Annotated in this window: 19 protein-coding genes; 10 read left to right on the top strand and 9 right to left on the bottom strand. The window is 42.0% G+C overall.

The features are described 5' to 3' along the window. Positions 1-242 precede the first annotated feature (242 nt). From OC25_RS18255 to OC25_RS18245, 3 genes are all read right to left on the bottom strand, one after another. Entirely contained in the window at positions 243-1,061 is an 819-nt protein-coding gene (locus tag OC25_RS18255; protein ID WP_052266300.1) for a heparin lyase I family protein, read from the bottom strand. 299 nt (positions 1,062-1,360) lie between these two features. Further along, positions 1,361-2,923 carry a RagB/SusD family nutrient uptake outer membrane protein gene (locus OC25_RS18250; RefSeq protein WP_209435612.1) on the bottom strand — a complete coding sequence of 521 codons (1,563 nt, stop codon included), beginning with the start codon at positions 2,921-2,923 and terminating at the stop codon, positions 1,361-1,363. 18 nt (positions 2,924-2,941) lie between these two features. After that, positions 2,942-6,289, bottom strand: a complete 3,348-nt coding sequence (locus OC25_RS18245) for a SusC/RagA family TonB-linked outer membrane protein (RefSeq protein ID WP_052266299.1) — start codon at positions 6,287-6,289, stop codon at positions 2,942-2,944. A 1,035-nt stretch (positions 6,290-7,324) separates the two neighbouring features. On the opposite strand from OC25_RS18245, the gene OC25_RS18240 reads away from it, so the two are divergent. From OC25_RS18240 to OC25_RS18205, 8 genes are all read left to right on the top strand, one after another. Next, positions 7,325-8,071, top strand: a complete 747-nt coding sequence (locus tag OC25_RS18240) for a sulfite exporter TauE/SafE family protein (RefSeq protein WP_039479026.1) — start codon at positions 7,325-7,327, stop codon at positions 8,069-8,071. Positions 8,072-8,270: 199 nt separating this feature from the next. After that, positions 8,271-9,383: an acyltransferase family protein gene (locus OC25_RS18235; protein WP_039479024.1), complete on the top strand. Its 1,113-nt coding sequence runs from the start codon at positions 8,271-8,273 to the stop codon at positions 9,381-9,383. A gap of 258 nt (positions 9,384-9,641) precedes the next feature. After that, complete coding sequence (locus OC25_RS18230; RefSeq protein ID WP_039479022.1) at positions 9,642-10,115, top strand: (2Fe-2S)-binding protein; 474 nt, start codon at positions 9,642-9,644, stop codon at positions 10,113-10,115. Continuing rightward, on the top strand, positions 10,112-10,750 hold the full coding sequence (locus OC25_RS18225; protein WP_039479019.1) for a c-type cytochrome: 639 nt from the start codon (positions 10,112-10,114) through the stop codon (positions 10,748-10,750). Before OC25_RS18230 ends, OC25_RS18225 begins: the two co-directional genes overlap by 4 nt. 38 nt (positions 10,751-10,788) lie before the next feature. Then, on the top strand, positions 10,789-11,895 hold the full coding sequence (locus OC25_RS18220; protein ID WP_039479016.1) for an XdhC family protein: 1,107 nt from the start codon (positions 10,789-10,791) through the stop codon (positions 11,893-11,895). After that, positions 11,892-12,476, top strand: a complete 585-nt coding sequence (locus OC25_RS18215) for a nucleotidyltransferase family protein (RefSeq protein WP_039479014.1) — start codon at positions 11,892-11,894, stop codon at positions 12,474-12,476. The genes OC25_RS18220 and OC25_RS18215 overlap by 4 nt, the downstream gene beginning before the upstream one ends. Positions 12,477-12,501: 25 nt before the next feature. Then, a complete protein-coding gene (locus OC25_RS18210) occupies positions 12,502-14,655 on the top strand; it encodes a xanthine dehydrogenase family protein molybdopterin-binding subunit (protein ID WP_039479012.1) in 2,154 nt (717 codons plus the stop codon). Between the two features lie 124 nt (positions 14,656-14,779). Beyond that, positions 14,780-15,133: a nuclear transport factor 2 family protein gene (locus OC25_RS18205; protein ID WP_052266298.1), complete on the top strand. Its 354-nt coding sequence runs from the start codon at positions 14,780-14,782 to the stop codon at positions 15,131-15,133. Here the strand turns inward: OC25_RS18205 and OC25_RS18200 are convergent, their stop codons facing one another. Both OC25_RS18200 and OC25_RS18195 read right to left on the bottom strand, forming a co-directional pair. Continuing rightward, positions 15,134-15,334 (bottom strand): hypothetical protein, encoded by a 201-nt coding sequence (locus OC25_RS18200; protein WP_156131526.1) that lies wholly within the window; start codon positions 15,332-15,334, stop codon positions 15,134-15,136. A gap of 132 nt (positions 15,335-15,466) precedes the next feature. Further along, on the bottom strand, positions 15,467-16,891 hold the full coding sequence (locus tag OC25_RS18195; protein WP_039479008.1) for a glycoside hydrolase family 125 protein: 1,425 nt from the start codon (positions 16,889-16,891) through the stop codon (positions 15,467-15,469). 273 nt (positions 16,892-17,164) lie between these two features. Between OC25_RS18195 and OC25_RS18185 the strand changes: the two genes are divergently transcribed. Then, positions 17,165-18,355, top strand: coding sequence for an acetyltransferase domain-containing protein (locus OC25_RS18185; protein ID WP_039479004.1), 1,191 nt, complete (start codon positions 17,165-17,167; stop codon positions 18,353-18,355). Here the strand turns inward: OC25_RS18185 and OC25_RS18180 are convergent. From OC25_RS18180 to mutS, 4 genes are read right to left on the bottom strand one after another with little or no spacing between them, the layout of a single operon-like run. Next, a complete protein-coding gene (locus tag OC25_RS18180) occupies positions 18,352-18,957 on the bottom strand; it encodes a thioredoxin family protein (protein ID WP_039479002.1) in 606 nt (201 codons plus the stop codon). The two genes, OC25_RS18185 and OC25_RS18180, sit on opposite strands and share 4 nt — an antisense overlap. 6 nt (positions 18,958-18,963) lie before the next feature. Further along, positions 18,964-19,479 carry a TlpA disulfide reductase family protein gene (locus tag OC25_RS18175; protein ID WP_245222056.1) on the bottom strand — a complete coding sequence of 172 codons (516 nt, stop codon included), beginning with the start codon at positions 19,477-19,479 and terminating at the stop codon, positions 18,964-18,966. A 31-nt stretch (positions 19,480-19,510) separates the two neighbouring features. Continuing rightward, positions 19,511-20,011 (bottom strand): C40 family peptidase, encoded by a 501-nt coding sequence (locus OC25_RS18170; protein WP_039478999.1) that lies wholly within the window; start codon positions 20,009-20,011, stop codon positions 19,511-19,513. A 59-nt stretch (positions 20,012-20,070) separates the two neighbouring features. Further along, on the bottom strand, positions 20,071-22,683 hold the full coding sequence (gene mutS, locus OC25_RS18165) for a DNA mismatch repair protein MutS (protein ID WP_039478996.1): 2,613 nt from the start codon (positions 22,681-22,683) through the stop codon (positions 20,071-20,073). A gap of 314 nt (positions 22,684-22,997) precedes the next feature. On the opposite strand from mutS, the gene OC25_RS18160 reads away from it, so the two are divergent. Then, a complete protein-coding gene (locus OC25_RS18160) occupies positions 22,998-23,315 on the top strand; it encodes an HPF/RaiA family ribosome-associated protein (protein WP_245222054.1) in 318 nt (105 codons plus the stop codon). Positions 23,316-23,354: the final 39 nt, after the last annotated feature.

Raw genomic sequence — 23,354 nt, 5'->3', positions numbered from 1 at the left:
TATCTTTCTTGTGCTTCAGAGTGTCTTCGTTAATGTTCAGGGGTGAGCTTATCAAAGACAGGAAAGCCCATGCATGGCGCTGGATGGTATGGAACCATATAATACCTTAAGCTCGATAAAGAAAAAAAAGCGGAGCTGACACCGCTTTTTTCTGATGATTTGCTTCGTTTTTCATGAGAAATCTGTAATTGAAATTAATCTATCTTGTTTGATCTTCCATATACCATTTTCCTTTTGTAAAATTAATTTAGCGCAATTATTCGGATATCATCATGATAAACAATACGGGTACTGCCCAAGGGTGGGTTATATACTCCCCATTTCAGATAGCCAATCCCGCCAAAATAGGTCTTGCAATTTTCTGCGTCTAGTACCATAGTGTAGGTTGTTTGTCCTGGCAATTTGGTATATATTTTCATGTACCCGGTATTATCCTCCGCCCATTTTACATCTATACGAAAATGCATCCATTGATTAACATAGGGTGCAAAATTACTTACCAATAGATCATGGAATGTATTACCGGCTCTGGCAGTTTGAATAGTATTGCCCTTTCTTATAATCCTCAGCGCCCCTCCTTCGGCCGAATTTTTCAGCTGAAATAAAGTAAATTGTTCTGATTTTTCCGCTTGCGATACCGGAAAGTCTTTGAGTAGCATGCTAAATTCGTAACGGCGTTCCTGACCAGGCGAGAAACGTGCCGGCCCAGGCTTCATAAGAGCGCTTTCGCTTCTCCAGTTTCCGGCAGAAAAATAGCTCGAATCACCAGCCACTACTTTATGCGCCACCGCGTAATTGCCGGTAGCTCCTGGCGACACCATATAAACTGCATCGGCAGCGCTTGCTTCGGTGGGGGTTATCAATGGATAGCCGGAGTTAAGAGAATTATTTTCGTAAGTAGCATTTAAAATGGTGTCACCAGCTACGGTCGCTGCTCTGGCGGTAGCGTTTTTTTCTGAAACAGGCTGAACTGTATTATTTGCTTTTTTGCAGGATACTGTAAAAAAAAGCATGGCTGCTGCTGCGCAGCCAGAAATGGAGTGTAATAATTGTTTGTTCATTGTTTTTGCTTTTAGGTTGATGTTTAGTTAATTGGTAATCTTTATCATCATACAATATACTAAGTTAAGCTGCATTCGTGTAATATAAAACAGATGATCGACAGAAAGGCACAAACGCTCCATGGATGCTGCAAATCGCTCTATAAAGCATCAATAGGGAAACAGCATTAGCGTATTTACTTGTTATGCAGGCTTTTGTCGCTCCCGTTGCAAGGAATGAAAATTGGTGTTTTAAGAATCAAAAAAGCCGCCCTTTATGCAGGGGCGGCTTTAAGATAGTTATAGATTAATTGTTTGTTTTATTTGTAACCAGGGTTCTGATCGTTTGGTGTAATTTGATCATTCAGTTTCATTTCCGAGTCAGGAATCGGCAACAAGCTGTTAAAAGCCTGAATAGTTCCGGATTGCGCCGCCCATTTGTTGTATTTTTTAACCAGATCGACGAACTTTCCGGTCCTGATCAAATCGATTTTACGCCAATTTTCTGCAAAAAGCTCACGAATGCGTTCATCCATAATTTTTGTACGGAAATCGTCTTGCGACATAGCGGTCCATGCTCTATCAGCCGGAAGTGTTCCGCCCCATGCTCTGGTTCTAACCTCGTTAACAACAGCAACGGCATCGCCGGTTTTGCCGAGCTCGTTCAGGCATTCTGCGTAACATAGCTTAATATCGCCAAGTCTTAAAACCGGCATATCCTTACCTGAATTGTACATGTTATTGTATCCTAAACCGCTATGCGAATCCGTGCGAAAATCCTCGTATTTTTTAATGTGAGGATTTAATTCATCATGATTTGCACCAAGGCCTTCCCACGAAATGATATCATAGGTTGGGGTTACGCCGTAATATGAAAAATCATAACGGATACTCTGATCACGGCGAAGGTCGCCATCTTCCCAAACCCCACCGTTCGCTACTGTTTCATAGGCATGAATTGTCGGAACAATTTTGTCATATCCCGAAAAATAGCAACCATCACCGAAGGTATTTTGTACCGCACGCGATCCAATCTGAAATTGAACTTTATTATTATTGGGCGATACCGGGCTGTACTGGAACTCTAAAATTGCCTCAACGGTATTGGGTTTAGTGTAATCGAACAAATTCTGATAAGGAACCAAGGTATACCTGCCCATCATTTGCTCAAAGCAATTTCTGGCCTTGTCAAAATCACGCAGACCGGTTGATTCAGGTGCCGACATATAGGCCTTACCCAGCATGGCCAGTGCAGCTCCGCTGGTTGCTCTGCCCGGTGCATTAGTTTGGGGGCATAGCGTTGAAGCCTTAATGAGATCTGAAATAATAAAGGCCCATACATCCTTTAGGGGTTGGCGCTTTAGCCCCAGCGTATTTTCCCGGCTCAGGTCTCTTATTGGAATAGATCCCCAATACATGGCCAGTTCAAAATCTATAAAACCCCTTATAAAACTGGCTTCGCCCACAACACCTGCTGCTTTAGAGCCCGGTACCAATCCTGGCTTATCCAGTCCATTAATGATTTTCGCTGCCTCATTAACCAGGGGCCAACGCAGGTTCCATTGCGTCGTGATCTGACCCTGAAGTGAATTCAGGTTCCCGTCGTAACGATCAAGGCCTCCTTTGGATGCATCAGTTTTCATCTGAAAAGCCCCTTGTTGGGTTTCATCTGTTCCCATCATTAACACGGTGCCCTGTTCGTCTACACGGCAATTTAACCAGTTGGCATAAATGCCTTTTAAACTGGTTTGTACTAAATTAACATCAGAATAAACAGCGCTTTCGTCAAGTTTGGTTAAACTATCCTGTTGCAATAGCTTTTTGCAAGACGCTAAACCTATAAACGCGCTTACAATAAATACTTTTAGAATAAATTTTTTCATAATTTTCTGCATCAAAAATTAAAACCCAAAGTTTACACCCACTACAAATGTTCGTACAGGTGGATAACCATAATCACCGGTTTCGGGATCGAGCCCCTTATACTTTGTGATTAAGAATAAGTTGGAGCCGGTGGCGTAGATACGTACCCGGCTTGCATGCCACTTATCCAGCAACTTTTGCGATAAATTGTAACCCAAAGTAAGTGCTGAAAGCCGGAGATAGGAAGCATCCTGTACGGCATAGTCTAAATCAGATGGGGCAAACCTGTTATAGCTCGTATTGTCAATTACTTTCGGAATATTGGTATCCGTATTTGTTGGGGTCCAGCGATTAAGCAAATCGATCGAAGCCATACTCGACCCAACACTGTTGATTAAACCCTCGTAGTAACTGCTTATTTTTTTTGCGCCATGCGAATAAACGAAAACTGCATTCAGATCAAGGCCTTTGTAAGTCAGGTTAGTTGAAAAACCGCCGTAATATTTCGGATCCTCTTTCCCCACAATAACCCTGTCGTATTGGTTTACTATCCCATCTTTTACACCGTTAGGACCTGAAACATCAAGTGCAAAAAGGTCACCAAGTCCTACTGTTTTGCCGTTGTAATTTAATCCCTGCCATTCAGCACGGTTTGATTCTTGCGCTATACCTCCTGAACGAAGGGTGTAAATGCTATGCAGGGGCTGTCCAACAAACAAATTGTTTTCGCGACTGTCGCCTGAAGAGCTGTAAATCACAGTCGCATTTCCATACAATTGTTTTACAGCATTTTTTGCAAATGAGATGTTTCCTGCTACAGTCCAGTTCCAATCACTGTTTTTAATGATTTGTCCGCTTAATGAAAGCTCGATACCTTTATTGTTTACCCGCCCGATATTCTGTAATTGGTGGCTATAACCTGTGGTAAGCGCTAAGCCACGATCAAGCAAAAGGTTATCGTTATTGATGTAAAAGGCCTCGGCAGTAGCAGATAACCTATTGTTAAGGAAGGCCATATCCAAACCAAGGTTGGCTTGTTTCTGACGTTCCCAGGTCAGGTCAGGATTACCTTTTAACCCATCGTTGGCGAGTAATGCATTGTTGTTATTAACCTTTGAGCCGTACAGCGTCTGGAATGCATAATTGGTAATATCCTGATTACCAACCACGCCATAACCTGCCCTTAAGCTTAACTGATTAAATACTTTCTGGTTTTTTAAGAAGTCCTCTTTACTGATCTCCCATCTCACTGATCCGGAAGGGAAAATACCATACTGATGCCCAGGAGCAAATCTTGATGATCCGTCATCACGGGCAGTAGCGGTGACATAGTATTTATCGTCATAACTATAAGTGAAACGTGCGATTACTGAAAACATCGAATAGGCATAGAAATTAGATCCTATTGTAGTTTTATCCTGTGCCGCAGCGCCACCCAGATTAAAATAAGAAAGGTCATTGCTTGCAAAACGGTCTCCCTGCGCTAAAGTATAGTCAGAGGTGTGTTTACTTGCGCTGGTTCCCAAAAGTGCAGTTATCCGGTGTTTTCCTTGAAAGGTTCTGTTATAAGTGGCAGTATTATCCCATTGCCAATACAGATCGTTCCACCGCTCCGCTTTAGCCCTCGCATCGCCGTTATAATTGCGTATAGCTTCCTGGATATTGTTTGGGGTAAAAGTAAAATAAGACTGCTGGCCATAATCAACCGAAAAAGTAGAGCGGATATCGAGCCCGGGAATCGGATTAACGTTAATAAAATTAGAGGTTACCAATCGATTTCGGTTTTGCCTCCTGACAATTTCCATGGCGTTAAACGGATTAAAGTTATTGTTGCTGTTCTGGCCAAGCGCACGGTAATAAATAGTCAGGTAATTGGCGGTATACCTTGTATCATCTGCCTGATATGGAGCATAATCCAACAAGGGATTTGCATTCAGTGCCTGATTATAGACGTCATCATCGACCTGGCGATCATCGGTACGGGTGTACCCGGTATTTGTTCCTATTTTCAACCATTTCTTTACCGCATAATCTGCATTGAAACGGCCTGTGTATTTATTTTGATTTACCTGTTGTATAATACCGCTATTGCCTGCATAACCTAAACTTAAATAGAAAGAACTTTTGTCTGTTCCACCTGTAAAGCTTAAAGCGTGGTTTTGTTGATACCCCGTTTGTTTGATCTGATCCAGCCAATTGTAGGTTTTACCGCTGTTGTAAGTGTTAAATTCCTGTTGAGAGAAGGCAACATTTGTTTTTAGTAAGGTGTTATTGATATAGTCTTGTCGGTTTGCGTTTGGATTGTCTTTTAGGTATCCGTTGGCGTAAGCATCAAGGCGAAGCTGAAACAACTGCCCGGCATTCATGGTCTCCGGCATTTTTGCGATATTTGAAAAGCCGGCCCAGCCATCATAGCTAATTGTACCATCGCCGCCTGTTTTTTTGCCTTTTTTCGTCGTAATTACAACAACCCCATTTGCACCACGTGATCCGTAGAGTGCTGTGGCGGATGCATCCTTCAAAATAGCGACAGAGGCAACGTCGTTCATGTTGATCGAATTAAACCCGCCAAGATTATTTTCCATGATTAAACCATCCACTACATAAATAGGCGTTGAGCCAGAATTAATCGTATTCGTTCCCCGAATTTTAATAACTGCATCATCACTCGGTTTTGATCCACCTCCAATAAATACCCCTGCAACACGCCCCTGAAGTGCACTGTTTACATTGGTAACAGGCCTGTCTTGCAAAGTTTTTGAATCTACATTACTTACCGAACCGGTGAGATCGCCTTTTTTGAAAGTAGCGCCGACCACAACAATTTCTGTAAGGGCGCTGCTGGATGATTTTAGGATTACTTTCATCGGTTCGGCAGTTGCCGGAAGTTCTAATGGATCGAATCCCACAGAGCTGAATGTTAATATGGCTCCGGGGCTGGCATTTAATGAAAAATTTCCGTTTGCATCGGTAACAGTACCTGTTTTCGTTCCTTTTACAACCACGTTAATGCCCACGGCCGGACCGCCTTTATCATCTAATACCCTACCTGTTATCGGGCTTACCGACATGTCCAAACCGGCTTTGCGTTGATGGGTTTCTGGTTTAACGGCACTGATCACAATTACATCCCCTGAAGCCTGGTAAGCCATGTTAAGTGGTTCAAAAACCGCACTTAAAACAGCTCCCAATGGTTTAGCAGTAAACGAGGCAGAGATTTTTTGGTCACTTTTTATAAGCGCCTGACTAAAAACAAAACTGATGTGGTATCTGGATTCAATATCTTTAATCACAGTTTTTAGCGATACATTTCTGTCGGATAAAGAGACTTTGGTTTTTAATATAACTTGTGTCCTTCCGTCATTTGCAACTGCACTTCCTATCATTAATAGCATTAATGCCAATTGTAAAAATGTAATCTTTATTATGGTTATGAGGTTCGGTTTGAATTTCATAATTTTTATTTGGTTAATGGTTCATTTGATTCTCAACTGGTAAGACAGCCCTTTTCAACCTCCTGGCGGTTACAGTAAATGCTCTTGGAAAGCATTAATAAGGCTGAATAATTGAGCTGGCAATACCGTAGATATTACCGTTTTTTGTATTTACCGATGTTTTAGTTTTTGTACTTTTTCGTCATAGATCTCATTTAGGTTTGGTCATATTTGGTTATTTATTAGCTGTTATGATTATCCTGCCAGCTTTAAAATTGCAACCGGCATTAACCGCCTTGCAAATAAGTTTTATCTAATAGCTGATCAGAAAGAGAAGCGTTAAAATTTATGCTACGTTTTACCTCCGGTAATTTCTGGTATAAATTTTTCCTTTTACGTAATGGTATCTAATGTTTTGGAAGCTGTTTTCGACAAAACAATTTCTGAGTCTCTGTGTTGCTGCTGGCAGGTATAATTTTGTGTAACCAATATGGATAATCCGGTGATCGGCCCTCCAGGAATTAAATTTTGGATCTAATTCACTTTTATCGGTTTTTTAATTCATAGGTAAAAAAGCTTATAGTTGAATGTAACTTATTCCTGTACCAACGATCTGTGTATCGACATTGCGCTATGATCACTATTTTTTGACTAAGATCTTGGAAGTTTATTCATTACATCTCATGTAAATCTAATCGTCGTTGAATTATTTATCAATATAGACTCGCCAGATAGATATTATTGCTCTGTGAATGGCCAATATTCTTCGATGAACGAAAAATGAAATTGATTTTGTAGTGGGCTTTTTATATTTCTGTTAGACTAAACAGCTTCAATTATTCTCCCCTCTTTTTGTCTCTCTAAAACTTTATTATACCATAAGTCTCATAAAATAATATTTGGTTAAACTCAATAGCACCCGCATTTAGCACACCAATTAACAGGCAGATTATTGGTGAAAACAAGCCCTGATTCGTATCTTTGGTCATGTCTGCCAGTCCTGTCATCTTCGCTGTTTCCCTTATTATTTTTCTTGCAACTGTGTTCCGTTCGGCTTTTGGCTTTGGTGAGTCGCTTGTGGCCGTTCCATTGCTGGCGCTTTTTATGCCGATTGACCTGGCTGTGCCACTTTCAGTGCTTGTTTCGGTTACCATTGCGGGGTTTGTGGTTGTTCAGGATCATAAAAAAATACACTTTAAAAGCGCTGGTAACCTCACGGTCTACGCAGTTATGGGTATACCCGCCGGATTATGGTTATTGGTGCATGTAGAAGAATCGCTGGTAAAGTTGATTTTAGGATTGGTTATTATTTTGTTCGCAATTTATTTGTTAACCGGCAAAAAACTAACGGAGTTGAAGAACGATGACCAACGCTGGCTTTTGGGTTGTGGTTTCCTTTCAGGTGTTCTAGGTGGAGCTTATGGGATAAATGGTCCGCCACTTGTGGTTTATGGTGCCAAACGCAGATGGAGCGCGCAACACTTCAGGGCAACACTGCAAGCTTATTTTTTAATCGCCAGTATGGTTGGGTTAATCGGATATGGAATAAGCGGTTTGTTTACCTGGGTTTTATTCCGCTATTATCTCTGGTCACTACCTGCGCTAATACCAGCTATATTGTTGGGTAGATTGATAAATACCCGGATGAAGGACGATCAGTTTTTTAGCTATAGTTACCTCGTGCTACTTGGCCTGGGAATCTTGTTAATTGCCAATAGTGTGGCTTTTAAGTAAAATCGGGTTTTTATCCTGGCAGGAGTGTTATAGCTTAAAAATACCTTCTTAAATCCGTGCCTTCTGTGCTTCCGTGGCCATACAAAATGAGACTATTTGCAGGTATTTTGATACAATAAGTGGAAAGCAAAATATGGATTTATTTAATTTTACAAATTCAACAAAATAACCATTTATAAGCGAAAACCTAAACAAAACAATGCCTGAGACCAGCCTTGCTGCAAAGCCACATTACCCCATATTAGACGGATTACGTGGCGTAGCGGCCATTATCGTTGTAACCTTTCACCTTACAGAGCCTTTGGGCACCGGACACCTCGATATCCTGGTAAACCATGGCTACCTGGCTGTCGATTTTTTCTTCCTGTTATCGGGTTTTGTAATCGGCTATGCGTATGACGATCGCTGGCAAAAAATGACGGTGGGTACTTTCTTTAAACGCCGGATTGAGCGACTGCAACCCATGGTGATACTGGGGATGACCCTCGGAGCCATAGGTTTCTATTTTACCGATTCGACCATCTGGCCACTTATCCATACCATTCCCCTTTGGAAAATGCTATTAGTGTTGCTGATTGGTTACACCATTTTGCCTATCCCTTTATCAATGGATATACGCGGCTGGCAGGAAATGCATCCGTTAAACAGTGTAGGATGGTCGTTATTTTTCGAATATATTGCCAATATCCTGTACGCCATTGGCATCAGAAAATTTTCTAAAACCGCATTGAGTATCCTGGTGTTAATTGCCGCTATAGCCTTAGGGCATTTGGCTATAACCAGCCCTAATGGCGATGTGAGCGGCGGATGGACACTTAATGCTGAACAACTCCGCGTAGGTATTACCCGCACCATGTATCCGTTCTTTGCTGGTTTACTACTCTCCCGAATAGCCAAACCAAAGCACATTAAAAATGCCTTTTTATGGTGCAGCATGTTGGTGGCCATCGTTTTATATATGCCACGCATTGGTGGTGCCGATCATGTTTGGATGAACGGTATCTATGAGTCGGTGTGTATCATCATTGTTTTTCCGCTTATTGTGTATATGGGGGCGAGTGGTATGGTGGATAGCCAGACAGAAAGTAAAATCTGTAAATTTCTGGGCGATATCTCCTATCCGCTTTACCTGGTGCATTATCCGCTGGTATATTTTTATGTGGCCTGGATCAGTAACAATAAAGGCACTACAATTGTGCAGGCCTGGCCTTATGCCCTGCTGATTTTGATTGGCAGCATTATTCTGGCTTACGTTGCTTTGAAATGGTATGATGAACCGATACGCAAATGGCTGAGGAAGAAATGGGGGTAAATTCTCCGTTACATTTTTCAGTTAAAATAGAGCAATATATTAAAAAGGCATCCTCAGCGATGCCTTTTCTGCGGATAAAGCCGTACGTTACTACTTACCTTTATTCCTCATTTCCTACCAAAATTACTGTTCAGTAAACTTTTGCCGTACAAAATTGTAAATTAGGGTATTGAACTACGCTTAACTGTTGGCGCCACATCCAGGCGTAGTTAAGCGGCACTACAACTGCAATAATTAACAAAACATAAACTGAATCTCATGATTTCATTAAACGTTAATGACCAGAATTTCGACATTGATGCCGATCCTGATATGCCCTTACTTTGGGCCATTCGCGATTTGGTTGGTTTAACCGGCACGAAATATGGCTGTGGGGTGGCGCAATGCGGCGCCTGTGTAGTACACCTCAATGGCGAAGCAGTAAGGTCGTGCATTACCAAAGTTAGCCGTGCCCGGGGGCAAAAAATAAGAACCATTGAAGGTTTATCTAAAAATAACGACCATCCCTTGCAACTCGCTTGGAACGAGGTCAATGTTCCGCAGTGCGGTTATTGCCATTCGGGCCAGTTAATGTCGGCGGCTGTACTCTTACGCGAAAACCCTAACCCCAGCGATGCAGATATTGATCAGGCTATGGCCGGTAATATTTGCAGGTGCGGTACTTATTTACGGATCAGAAAAGCGATCCATCTGGCGGCCGAATTGCAAAAGAAGGGAGAAACCAAAGGATGACAGGCAGGTTTTTAAAATTTACCAAGGGGCATGCAGGTGCTTTGCGCATGGTTGCCGTAATGGGGGTAATCGGCTCTTTGGTTATACTCATGGCTTTTACACTCCATCATGATCCTAAACCAGCAGCAACACTGGTTGTAGTGAAAGACAGTGTTGCCTCTGTTGCAGCCTTTAAAAAGGTGTACAAGGTATTGATGAGCCCGCGCTGTATGAACTGCCACCCCAGTGGCGATATTCCTTTGCAGGGCGATGACAGCCATTTGCATACCATGGCGCCGCGCCGTGGCGCAGATGGGAAAGGTGTGTACGCCATGAAATGTGCCAACTGCCATCAACCGACCAATACAGCGGGAAAACATACGCCACCTGGTAACCCCGACTGGCATTTGCCACCTGCAAACATGAAGATGATCTTTCAGGGACGTTCGGCCCATCAACTGGCCAAACAACTGATAAATCCAAAACAAAATGGCAATAAAGACCTGAAAAAACTGCTTGAGCACGCCGATGATGGCCTCGTGTTGTCAGGATGGAATCCGGGAGAAGGGCGTACACTACCTCCTTTGAGTCATGCCGAATTTAAAAAACAATGGACAATTTGGTTGAAAACCGGTGCCTACGCTCCTGCTAAATAATGTAATCGCTATAGCATCAACCCATAAACTTTGGTGATATGAATGAAATTAATGAGATCCTTGATGCCTATAAGAAGGCCAGCAAAGCCAATATCAGAACGGCCCTGGCTACAGTAGTAAAGGTTGAGGGTTCTTCTTACCGCAGGCCGGGTGCCAGAATGCTGGTTACCGAAACCGGACAGCTTACCGGTGCCATTAGCGGAGGCTGTTTAGAAGGAGACGCACTAAGAAAAGCATTAACGGCTATACATCTGCAGGAAAATCGCCTCGTTACTTACGATACTACCGACGAGGATGATGCTAAACTCGGCATACAACTGGGTTGCAATGGTATTGTATACATACTTTTTGAGCCCTTAAAGCCCGAAAATGAAAATAATCCTATTGCCATACTCAGCGAGGTGGCTGGCAAGCGTGAGGATGCCGCCATTGCAGTGCTGTTTTCGTTAGGTGGACAGCAACATACCGGTACGAAGTTCCTTTTAAAGTCAAAGAACCAATTTAAAAATATACCCAGCTTCTTTAACAGCAACATTGAAGCAGACCTTCGGGAAGTAATCTTAACCCAAACATCTGTATTTAAATCTTATACATGCCATAACCAGCCGGTTACAGCATTTCTGGAATTTATAAGTGCTCCTATTGCTGTTGTTATTGCAGGTGCGGGCAATGATGCGCAGCCGCTTGCGCAAATGTGCCATTTACTCGGCTGGCAGGTTACCGTTGTAGATGGAAGGCCTGCACAAGCAACGAAACAACGTTTCCCAACAGCCGATGATGTACTGGTGGCTAAAGCGCGTGAGGTAGATCTCATAAAAAGTGATGCCCACACCGCATTTGTACTGATGACCCACAATTACAATTACGACGTAGAACTGCTGGGCAGGCTGCTGACCACCAATACACCTTATATCGGTTCGCTCGGACCAAAAAAGAAACTGCTTAAAATGCTCGATGAGCTGGGTTTAGATACAGAACCGAACAGACAAAGGGTACACGGCCCCATCGGACTCGACATTGGAGCAGAAACAGCGGCAGAAATTGCCGTTTCAATTGTAGCCGAAATTAAAGCATTCTTTGCCGGAGCAGCAAAAGAGCCCTTAAAAGATAAAGTCCTTCCTATTCATCAACACGTTGGCTTATGAAAACAGGAATGATTATTCTGGCAGGAGGAAATTCGGGCAGACTTGGGCAACCTAAACAGCTGCTTACTTATAATGGCAAAGCTTTGCTGGATATTGTAACCGAAGCCGCTATAGCGAGTGGTTTTTCGCCGGTATTAACAGTACTGGGAGGATATGCAGATCAGCTTGCAGAAATATTGAAAACAGATTTTATCATCAACAGTGACTGGGAATCAGGGCTGTCAGGCAGCATAGTTACCGGACTTAGCGCCTTGCTTCAAAGCGATCCGGATTTAGATCAGGTAATCCTAACGGTGTCCGATCAGCCTTTCATTAGCGTAGCTGTATTTAAGGAACTTTTTGAAAATCAGCAAATCAGCCAAAAGGGAATTGTGGCCAGTCGGTATACAGATACGATTGGTACCCCCGTGCTTTTTACGCAAAAATATTTTAAACAGCTTTTAGCTTTAAGTGGTAACCGTGGCGCAAAAGCGATAATTAACAATAACCCCAATGATGTAGCTACAATAGCTTTTGAAATGGGGCATATAGATATCGACACCATGGCCGATTATATCAATTTAACTGAACAATACACCTGAAAAGGAAAAAATAAAACATACAATTATGGAAGAAATTTCGAGACGCCATTTCATTAAAAGTGCAGGTACTGCTGGCTTTGCCATTTGGTTGGGTTTATCGGCAAAAGGAAATCCATTAATGGCAATGGATATTGCCTCAGCCAATTTTAGTCCTTACATACTCATTGAAGCCAGCGGAAAGATTACCATTTTTAATACCAAGCCTGAAATGGGTCAGGGTACACTGCAGTCGTTCCCGGCATTAATTGCCGAAGAGCTGGAAGTTTCTATGGATCAGGTGATCATTAAACAATCAAACGGTGAAAAGGCATTTGGTGGCGGACAAAGTGCAGGTGGAAGTGCTTCTATCCGGACCAATTACCTGCCCATGCGTAAAGTTGGTGCAGCAGCAAAAGAAGTACTCATCCTGGCTGCTGCCAAAATCTGGGGCGTTGATGCAGCCGAATGTTATGCCGAAAATGGAACGGTGATCCACAGAGCCAGTAAAAAAATGCTTCCGTACGGTAAACTGATTGAAGAAGCTTCAAAAATAGAACTGCCCAAAAACCCCAAATTAAAAGACCCTAAAGATTTTAAAATATTAGGTAAAACAACCAAAAGGCAGGATATTCCACTTAAAACCAACGGAACGGCAGGTTTTGGTATTGATGTAAAAGTACCGGGTATGCTCTATGCTGTTGTAGAAAGAAGTCCTGTTTTTGGGGCTACTTTAAAGAGTTACGATGCCACTGCGGTATTGAAAATTGCAGGCATTAAAAAAGTCGGGCCAATTGAACGTATTGTTGGAAAATACAAATATACCGGCATAGCCATTATCGGCAACAGCTACTGGACCGTGAGTCAGGCACGGAAGAAACTGAAAGTGGTTTGGGAAAACAACGGTCATGAAACATTTAACACGGTTGATTACGAAAACCATTTACGTAAGCTCGCTGCTGAACCTGGCATAACCGGTAAAAATATCGGTTCGGTAGAAACCATGCAGATTTCACCTGAAAATACTTTCGAGGCTTTTTACGAAACACCTGTAGTGGCACATCATCCACTCGAACCCATGAATTGTACTGCACATGTAAAAGGCGATAAACTCGAAATCTGGACATCTACCCAGGTGGCCAGCGCCATGACTGGAAGCGGGCCTAACGATTTACCTAAACAGGTAGGCTTTGCGCCCGAAAATGTGAAGTTAAATAATCAGTTTATTGGTGGTGGTTTTGGCCGCAGGTTGTACTTCGATTACATTGTTGAAGCTGTGAATGTAGCCAAACTGGTCGATGTTCCGGTAAAACTGATCTGGTCGAGAGAAGATACTACAACACAGGGACCTTTCAGACCAATGACTTTTTCAAAGCTTTCTGCAGGCTTTTCTACTGATGGAAAACTGAGTACCTTTCAGCATAAGGTAATTAGTCCGTCCTATTTCGAGTCGATGCAGGCCAATTACGACCGTACAAAAGTAGATACCATTATGATGGAAGGCATTGCTGAGCAGGCTTATGAAATCCCGAACTTAAAAACTACTTATGTAAGGGCCGATCTTCATATTCCTGTTGCGGCATGGCGTTCAGTTACCAGTTCTACACTTGCATTTGCGCACGAGGGCTTTATAGATGAGCTGGCCTATAAAGCCAAAAAAGATCCGATGGAATTCAGGCTTGAGTTGCTTAGTAAACCCTCAGATACTAAAAAAGTGTTGCTTAAACTCAAAGAAGTATCCAATTGGGAGCAGAAACTGCCTCAGGGAAAAGGTCGCGGAGTAGCCGTTTGGGATTTCTTTGCAGGGCTTGCCGGACAAATTGTAGAAGTAAGCCACCATCCCGATAAAACCATCAGCATTGATAAGGTAATTGCTGTGATTGATCTTGGCGCGGTAGTTAACGAAGATAATGTCAAAAACCAGGTTGAAGGCGCTATCATTATGGCGCTGGGGGCGGCAACAAAACCCGGTATCACTTTCAAAGACGGTAAAACAGTTGAACAAAACTTTTACGACAACCCAATGGTACGCATTAACGAAGCACCGGTTGTTGAAGTGCACATACTGGCCGATGGCGGAAAAGTAAAAGGGGTTGGCGAACCCGGTCTACCACCCTTTGCCCCTGCCCTTGCCAATGCCATTTTTGCTGCCAGCGGAACCCGTTTTAGAAAAATGCCTTTTGATCTTAAAACCGAAGGCTAATCTTGAACTACTGCGGTTTAAAACCGCAGTAGTCTTTACAGGGCTTTGCTCATTCAGCGTACTTCCACCAAATAATTCGCAAACATTTTTATCCTGATATGCGTTTTATTTTAAAAACATTATCATGAATACTTCCAATAAATTATTAGCCGAACATAACGCAAAGGTGGTCGTACAGGATTTCTTAAATGCTTTAAACGCAGAAGATTTTGAGCTGGCCAGGCAGCAATTGCATGATGATATGCACTTTAAAGGTGTAATGGGCGAACGTGATGGCGCCGACAATTACATTGCCGATATGCAGAAAATGAAATTCAAATACGATATTAAAAAGGTATTTACTGATAATGAAGAGGTTTCTGTGTGGTACGACATCAACATGGGCGGAAAAACCATCTTTTGTGCCAGCTGGTATAAGCTTGAAGACGAAAAAATTAAGTCGTTCGAAGTGATATTTGATCCCAGGCCTGTGTTATAATTAGCAAACCTGTTTAAGCTTTCTTACTATTATTTCTCCAGCGGGCAATACAAAACGGAACATTAAAAACTCATCTGTTTCGCTGATTTCAATCTTTTCGATGTTACCAGATAGATCGTGATTGTTGCTGATTGCATCACCAACCTTCAGTTCCAGGAGCGTTGAAGTGGGCAGTTTATCGTGTACAAAAATGTTGGTCATATAAATGCGGATAAAACTGTACAAGTTACAGATTGAGCAGCAATTTTAACAGGTTTTAAGCAAAAGAAAACCGTACTTATATCATCGCCTGCTTAAAAACAAGACGATAAACACAAGCACGGTTTTTAATAATTATGGTTTTAGTAAAGCTGGTTTCTCATGGTAAGTTTTCCAAAGCAACTCGCCAAATAAAGTGTTAGACCAGGCAAACCAGGCTCTGGTAAAGTTGGCCGGATTATCTTTATGAAACGACTCGTGCATAAAGCCTTTACCAGCATGTGTTTTACGTAAACTTTCTATACAGTTTTTAATTTCGGTATCATCGGTAGAGGTTAATGCCCGCATGGTAATACTCATTGGCCAGATCATATCCTGTCCGGCGTGCGGGCCACCGATACCTTCTGCAGCTGTACCTTTAAAAAAGTAAGGGTTATCTTTTGATAAAGCAAACTTCCGGGTATTCTGATAGATCGGATCGCTTACTTTCATGGCACCTAAATATGGTAAACCCAATAAACTAGGCACGTTCGAATCATCCATTAAATACGAACTACCAAAACCATCCACCTCAAAAGCATAAATTTTACCATATTTTGGATGGTTTACAATAGCATGTTTTTGAAGGGCAGCATTTACCTCATCGGCAAGATTTAATAAACTGCTTTCAAGTGCCGCATCGCTGTTTAAAGCCTTAATCATTTCGGCAGCTTGTTTTAAGCTCGATACGGCAAAGAAATTAGAAGGTACCAAGAAAGGGAAAATAGTGGCATCATCACTCGGGCGGAAAGCCGAACAAATTAAACCTACCGGGTTAACCGGGAAACCATAACCAGCCATTGGCAACGAATCGGTTGGCGTGGTTGTTTCCCGCTGGAAATGGTAAGGACCTTTATCTGCTTTACGTTGTTGCTCTTTAAAGGTTTTTAAAGTAGCTTCAATTCCTTTTTTCCAATTAGCATCGAATGGGCTTTTATCACCCGTTTTTTTCCAGTAATGGTAAGCTAAACGAATAGGATAACATAACGAGTCGATTTCCCATTTACGTTCGTGTATACCCGGCTGCATGGCTGTTTTATCGGTTTTCCACTCGCCTACTTTGGTGGCATCGCCATAAAAAGCATTGGCATAAGGATCTTTTAAAATACACTTGGTTTGGTGGATAATTACGCCGGCAATCAGTTTTTTTAGTGGTTCATCTTCATTAACAAATTGCAGGTAAGGCCAAACCTGTGCTGAACTATCGCGCAACCACATGGCATCAATATCGCCCGTAATGATATAAGTATCCGGTCTGCCATCTTTTTCGCTATGATAAACGGTAGTATCTAAAGTATTTGGGAAACAGTTTTCGAACAACCAGGCCAGTTCAGGGTTTTTAACGTTTGCCTGGAAGGTTTTAATGGCATTATCTACTGCTTTGCTTTGGAAATGTCTTTTCGCCGATGCTACACGTACAACAGGAAATTCGGGGGCTAAATTAGCTGCAAAAGAGAATTTGGAAGCTACTACGCCTGCTCCCAGCAAACCTGTGTTTTGTATAAATGTTCTTCTTTTCATTATGATGTGTGATGGTCTTTTTTTAGTTTTGCCTAAACGAGGTTCGGCTATCGTTGATGTATGATCTGTTTTAATGATAGGTTTATTCGGTTAGCGTTTAACAAATATTATGATAATTTTCCGAAGATCAAAATTCAAATTGCCAATTCAGGCACTCCTAAATCGATTTTCCAGTTTAGCTTAAACCCATCGCTAAAACACCGGTATTACAATGTTTCGGAGAAGATCAGAAACCGTATGAATTCGTATCTTTAAGTAACCAAACTTATTGCTATGGATGCAGCACAAACTACGCTTTCAAAACGCATTTTATCCATCGATATACTCCGCGGATTGGTCATGATCATCATGGCTTTAGACCATACACGCGATTTTTTCCATATAGGCGCCATGACGGGCGATCCCCTAAATCCGGATACCACTACCGGAATGCTCTTCTTTACCCGCTGGATTACCCATTTTTGCGCACCGACTTTCGTTTTTCTCTCCGGATTATCGGCCTATTTATCGGCCCAGGGCAAATCACCTGGTCTCGCCAGTGCCTTTTTATTGAAGCGCGGCCTTTGGCTCATTTTTATAGAGTTAGCCATAATCACTTTCGGCTTAACCTTTAACCCGGGCTACAATTTTATTATCCTGCAGGTTATCTGGGCAATAGGTGCGAGTATGATCTTTCTGGCTATCTTTAGTCGCGTGCTATCCTATAAAGTAATATTGCTTATTGGGTTGCTTTTGGTTTTCGGACATAACCTTTTCAACCTATTCCCTGCGCCAAAAGATCCAGCTGCCGGAATGCTGCTGAAAGTATTTTTTACGGCTTCAGGCACAGTTGTACCGCTATCTGCCAATCATTTTGTGGGGGTGTTTTATGCTATCCTCCTCTGGACAGGCGTCATGTTTGTAGGCTACGGCGTAGGGTCCTGGTACAGAAAGGGCTATGACGCCGAACGCAGGCGCCGCAATTTATTAATGATGGGCTTTTTAACCGTATTTATCTTTGTGGCACTGCGGTTAATTAATGTATACGGCGATCCGGTTCCACGTAAAGAATATGACGATCTGTTTAAAGACCTGCTTAGTTTTTTTAACGTGAACAAATACCCGCCATCGCTGCAATATATTGCTATGACTTTAGGTCCGGCGATGCTCTTTTTGGCCGTTATCGAAAAGGTAAGCAATTGGTTTACCAGAATAACTGCTGTATATGGTGCTGTTCCGTTTTTTTATTACGTACTGCACTTTTACCTCTTGCACATTTTACTGGTAATTGTATTTTTTGCAACAGGCCACAGCAGTAAAGAAATTGTTCAGGTTCCCTTTATGTTCAGGCCAGTAGCATTTGGTTTTGGTTTACCAATTGTTTATTTCATATGGATGGCTGTGGTGGCATCGCTCTATTTACCCTGCAGGTGGTTTAAACATTATAAAGAAACACACCGGCAATGGTGGTTAAGGTATGTTTAACCCTTTTTCCATTTAATGCTACAGCCAACCGCTTTGGTTGAAGTAACTACTGGCTTTTTGCCACTGCTTAAATTATTGATGGCATTCTTCACATAATCTTCTTTTGTGGCATTTACGCCTTCAGGATCATTATCTATTGCGCCAATATATTCAACCGTGTTTCCTTTATCGGTTTTATTTACGATAAAAACGTGTGGTGTTCTGCTGGCACCAAATTGTTTCGTAACCACATGATCAGGATCGAGCAGATAAGGATAATTAAAATTCTTTCCTTTAGCTTCAGCCTGCATTTTTTCAAAACTTTCGGCCGGAACGGCTTCCGCATCGTTGGGGTTAATGGCAATAACCGGATATCCTTTTGCCGCAAAACTGTTATTTAGTTCGGCTACCCGGTCCTGATAAGCCTGGGCTACCGGACAAGTATTACAGGTAAAAACTACAATGAAACCTTTGGCATCTTTGTAATCTGCCATCGAAACCGTTTTATTGTCGATGTTTTTTAAGGCGAAATCTTTAACTACATCGCCAACTTTATACCCTCCGGTTTGTGCGCATGCACCCAGCGAAATTAACACCAAACCCATTAGCAATAACTTTTTCATAACCAATTATTTTAAGTTTAACAAAGTATTTTTGAGTTGTTTTTCTGTAAATTCCTGCTCGTAAAACCGGCGGATTTTCTGTTTTACAAATAAGGTTGCAGGTATAGCACCCGTCCATTTTGGATCTACCCTTTCAATGTATTTTTGCTGGTCGGTTTCATTTAACAGAAACACCTCAGCTTTGATCTGGTTTTTAACCACGAAAGGAATGACCTCTTTTTGTAGTTTCGACTTAAAATCTACACTGATTAATATCACCTTAACAGGCTTTTTTAAGTTCGCTACGCGCAGTTTTTCAAAGTTAGGCAGTTCGGCTACACAAGGCGCACACCAGGTTGCCCAGAAATTAACTACATAAGTGGTGTCTTTTCCGGCAGCCATGCGTTTATCCAGTTCATCAAGTGTAAGCAGTTTTACCTGTGCACTTAGCGAATAACTAATTAAAGATAAGCAGATTAAAAGAAAGGTACGCATAATGATATAACGCAAATATTGGCAATAAGTTTTGCTAAGCAATTGCATGTTGCCTTGGGTTTAAACCCAAGGCAACGAATTAATTTACCGAGCCAGATTTAACAAACACCTTTTGATAGGCTGGCAAGGTTAAATCATCAACAATAACCCCTCTGGTAGTGCTGGCATGTACAAAAAAGCCATTGTTGAGATATACTCCAACATGATCTACATCGTTGCCGCCAAAAGAGAAAAACACCAGGTCGCCTTCTTTTAAGTTATCGATATCTTTCTTACGGATTACATTGGCCTGATCGCGGGAAATGCGTGGCAGGGTTACACCGTAAATTTCCTTTTCCAGTAAATATGCAAAACCAGAACAATCAATCCCTCCTTTATCCAGGCCACCAAAACGGTAACGCACACCCGTCCAGTCGGTAATAAAGCGATAAAGTGGTTTGCTTTTTAGATTACTCATCGCATCGGCAGCTTTTGCACCTTTGGTATCACTTTTAACGGTGTATTTACGCGTACCACACGACGATAGGAAGAGCACTAAAGCAACTAAATAGAAAGCGTAAGGTTTAAAGGTAGTATGCATAGGTTTAAAATATTATTCAGATTCAGGCTGTAAAGGTTACAACCTGAATCTTTATCGGCTTAATTCTTAATTAAACGTTGTATTTCATCCAGTTTCAGTAAAGCTTCAACAGGTGTTAAGGCATTTACATCTAAGTTGTTCAATGTATCCCTTATTTTTACCAGAATCGGGTCGTCAATGGCGAACATTTGCAATTGGTAAGCCTGATTTTGTACTTTTTTGATGCTGTCTTTAATGCTTTGACCTTCTGTGCGGTCAATCTCCAGCTTTTTCAAGATTTCGTTTGCACGGCCAATCAGTTTCGGCGGCATACCAGCCATTTTGGCCACATGAATACCAAAACTATGCTCACTTCCACCCGGAACAAGTTTCCGCAGGAAAATCACCTTATTGGTCATTTCCTTAACCGAAACATTAAAATTTTTAATGCGCGGCATGGTATTGGCGAGCTCGTTTAGCTCGTGATAGTGGGTGGCAAAAAGCGTTTTTGGCCGTGAGGTTGGGTGTTGATGCAGAAACTCTGCAATAGCCCAGGCGATCGAAATACCATCATAAGTACTTGTTCCACGGCCAATTTCATCTAATAAAATTAAGCTGTTATCCGAAATGTTATTCAGAATACTGGCCGTTTCGTTCATTTCGACCATGAATGTACTTTCGCCGGATGAGATATTATCAGATGCACCTACACGGGTAAAAATCTTATCTACAATACCTACTTCGGCATCTTTCGCCGGTACAAACGAGCCCATTTGCGCCATCAGCACAATTAATGCGGTTTGGCGTAAAATAGCCGACTTACCGGCCATGTTGGGACCGGTAATCATAATAATCTGCTGACTTTCGGTATCGAGGTATACATCATTGGTGATATACTCCTGTCCCACTGGCAATTGTTTTTCAATTACCGGGTGGCGCCCGCCTTTAATGTCGAGTACTTTGTCAGGTGTAACTTTCGGCTTGTTGTAATGGTTTTTAGTGGCCAGTTGCGCGAAGCAAAGCAAACAATCCAATTGAGCAATCAAAAACGAATCGAGCTGGATAGGTTTGATATAACCTGCTGTTTCGTACATCAATTCATTGTACAAACGTACTTCAATGGCCTGTATCTTCTCTTCTGCGCCTAAAATCTGGTCTTCGTATTCTTTCAGCTCAGGCGTAATGTACCTTTCGGCATTTACCAAAGTCTGTTTACGGATCCAGCCTTCGGGTACTTTATCTTTATGGGTATGGGTTACTTCTAAATAATAACCAAATACGTTATTAAAAGCAATTTTTAAGGATGGAATGCCGGTAGCTTCTGCTTCACGTTTCTGGATTTGTACCAGGTAATCCTTTCCGCCAAAAGCGATTTTGCGTAAGCGGTCAAGTTCCTCGTCAATACCATCGGCAATTACATTTCCTTTCACCAGTAAAGCTGGCGGATCGGCTTGTAATTCGCGTTCAATACGCTCGCGAATAGCCAGGCAAGGGTTTAACTGATCGGCGATTTTGATTAAAAACTGATTTTTAGATTCTGCAGCCAGTTTTTTAACCGACTCGATATGGTATAAAGCACGCTTTAAAGCCACCAACTCACGCGGACCAACGCGTTGCAAACCTACTTTAGAAATCAAACGTTCTAAATCGCCAATTTGCTTAATGTGCGCTAAAAATTCCTCCTGTAAAGTTGCGTTGGCCACAAAATATTCTACCATGCCCAGGCGCTCCTGAATAGGCTTCAGCTCTTTTAGCGGCATGATGATCCATTTCTGGAGCAAACGCGCGCCCATCGGCGTGCAGGTATGATCGAGGATATCGAATAAGGTTACGGCATTATCATTGGCAGAATTTACCAGCTCCAGATTGCGGATGGTAAAACGATCGAGCCACATATAACGGTCTTCCTCAATGCGACTAATCGAAGTAATATGCTGCAGGTTGCGGTGTTCGGTCTCGCCCAGGTAGTGCAAAATCACTCCGGCAGCTACAATTCCGCTTTGCAAACGGTCTACACCGAAACCTTTTAAAGAGCTTACTTCGAAATGCTTCATCAGCGTTTCGTTACCATAATCGCTGGTAAAAGGCCATTCATCTAAACCGAAAGTATAAAAACGGTCGCCAAAATTTTCGGTAAAGGCTTGCCGTTTCGATTTCTGAAAAATAACCTCTGTAGGTTTAAAACCCTGTAAAAGTTTGTCAATATAATCGCTGTTACCCTGCGCAATTAAAAATTCGCCGGTCGAGATATCTAAAAATGAAACTCCCAGTTGTGTTTTATCAAAGTAAACGCAAGCCAGGAAGTTGTTCGATTTCTGGTTTACAATATTATCGCCATAAGCTACGCCTGGCGTAACCAGCTCTGTTACACCACGTTTTACAATTGTTTTGGTTGTTTTGGGGTCTTCCAGCTGATCGCATATAGCTACACGCTGCCCGGCACGTACCAGTTTCGATAAATAGTTATCTAACGAGTGGTGCGGAAAACCGGCCAGTTCGAGGGCGCCGCCATTGGGCCCTGTTCCTCTGCGGGTTAAAACAATACCTAATATTTGTGCTGTTTTTACGGCGTCTTCGCCAAAGGTTTCGTAAAAATCGCCTACCCTAAATAATAACAATGCGCCCGGATACTTCGCTTTTATCGCGTTGTATTGCTGCATTAACGGGGTTTCTTTATTCGTGTCTTTAGCCAAAACTGAAATTAATTTGCAAAAGCCATAAAGATAGCACGAATATGCATTCTGCGGTTGTTTTGTTGAAAAGTTGAAAGATTGTTAGCAAGGTCAAACACAGTTAACCAGTTTATACAGTTTAAACAATTAACCATATTTGAAAATGAAGGGTTCTGTACCTTTCGGAAAGTTCAGTCCTGCTATCCGCTTTACTTCTCCCGATCAAAAATCGGGATCGTGCCTGCTCCTATCAGGTTTAAAAATAAAAGGCAGTTAAGCCCACCTTGAAACAAATAAGTAAGCTTAAGTGTTAAGCTAAAAAAGATAAATATTATATGATGACGATTCAACTGAACACCGACAAAAACCTAACCATACACCAGGAATACGAAGAAAAAATCCATAACCAGTTAAACGAAGGACTGAACAGATATAGTGATTTAATTACACGCCTTGAGGTTCATTTATCTGATGAGAATGGCAGTAAAGAAGGACTGGAAGATAAAAGATGCTTGCTTGAAGCCAGAATTAGCGGCAAAGAGCCTGTTGCGGTAACTAACTTAGGTAATACTTATGATTTGGCAATTACAGGTGCTTTAACCAAACTAAAAAGTACCCTTGAAAAAGTGGCTGGCAAGATGAAAAGCCATTAATGCATTTACTTCCAAAGAGATGCTGAAACAAGTTCAGCA

Origin of the sequence: Pedobacter kyungheensis (assembly GCF_000812965.1) — a bacterium.
In the GTDB taxonomy this organism is placed as follows: domain Bacteria; phylum Bacteroidota; class Bacteroidia; order Sphingobacteriales; family Sphingobacteriaceae; genus Pedobacter; species Pedobacter kyungheensis.
Note: the sequence above shows the minus strand (reverse complement) of the source record. Positions and strands in the feature narration are given on the sequence as shown.

What these genes read in the sequence shown, in the direction of transcription:
- OC25_RS18230 (WP_039479022.1), top strand. Translation starts at nt 9,642, where the DNA reads ATGATTTCATTAAACGTTAATGACCAGAATTTCGACATTGATGCCGAT.
- OC25_RS18175 (WP_245222056.1), bottom strand. Translation starts at nt 19,479, where the DNA reads ATGCAATTGCTTAGCAAAACTTATTGCCAATATTTGCGTTATATCATT.
- OC25_RS18240 (WP_039479026.1), top strand. Translation starts at nt 7,325, where the DNA reads ATGTCTGCCAGTCCTGTCATCTTCGCTGTTTCCCTTATTATTTTTCTT.
- OC25_RS18180 (WP_039479002.1), bottom strand. Translation starts at nt 18,957, where the DNA reads ATGAAAAAGTTATTGCTAATGGGTTTGGTGTTAATTTCGCTGGGTGCA.
- OC25_RS18215 (WP_039479014.1), top strand. Translation starts at nt 11,892, where the DNA reads ATGAAAACAGGAATGATTATTCTGGCAGGAGGAAATTCGGGCAGACTT.
- OC25_RS18220 (WP_039479016.1), top strand. Translation starts at nt 10,789, where the DNA reads ATGAATGAAATTAATGAGATCCTTGATGCCTATAAGAAGGCCAGCAAA.
- OC25_RS18200 (WP_156131526.1), bottom strand. Translation starts at nt 15,334, where the DNA reads ATGACCAACATTTTTGTACACGATAAACTGCCCACTTCAACGCTCCTG.
- OC25_RS18205 (WP_052266298.1), top strand. Translation starts at nt 14,780, where the DNA reads ATGAATACTTCCAATAAATTATTAGCCGAACATAACGCAAAGGTGGTC.
- OC25_RS18255 (WP_052266300.1), bottom strand. Translation starts at nt 1,061, where the DNA reads ATGAACAAACAATTATTACACTCCATTTCTGGCTGCGCAGCAGCAGCC.
- OC25_RS18195 (WP_039479008.1), bottom strand. Translation starts at nt 16,891, where the DNA reads ATGAAAAGAAGAACATTTATACAAAACACAGGTTTGCTGGGAGCAGGC.
- OC25_RS18235 (WP_039479024.1), top strand. Translation starts at nt 8,271, where the DNA reads ATGCCTGAGACCAGCCTTGCTGCAAAGCCACATTACCCCATATTAGAC.
- OC25_RS18245 (WP_052266299.1), bottom strand. Translation starts at nt 6,289, where the DNA reads ATGATAGGAAGTGCAGTTGCAAATGACGGAAGGACACAAGTTATATTA.
- OC25_RS18210 (WP_039479012.1), top strand. Translation starts at nt 12,502, where the DNA reads ATGGAAGAAATTTCGAGACGCCATTTCATTAAAAGTGCAGGTACTGCT.
- OC25_RS18160 (WP_245222054.1), top strand. Translation starts at nt 22,998, where the DNA reads ATGATGACGATTCAACTGAACACCGACAAAAACCTAACCATACACCAG.
- OC25_RS18225 (WP_039479019.1), top strand. Translation starts at nt 10,112, where the DNA reads ATGACAGGCAGGTTTTTAAAATTTACCAAGGGGCATGCAGGTGCTTTG.
- OC25_RS18185 (WP_039479004.1), top strand. Translation starts at nt 17,165, where the DNA reads ATGGATGCAGCACAAACTACGCTTTCAAAACGCATTTTATCCATCGAT.
- OC25_RS18170 (WP_039478999.1), bottom strand. Translation starts at nt 20,011, where the DNA reads ATGCATACTACCTTTAAACCTTACGCTTTCTATTTAGTTGCTTTAGTG.
- OC25_RS18250 (WP_209435612.1), bottom strand. Translation starts at nt 2,923, where the DNA reads ATGAAAAAATTTATTCTAAAAGTATTTATTGTAAGCGCGTTTATAGGT.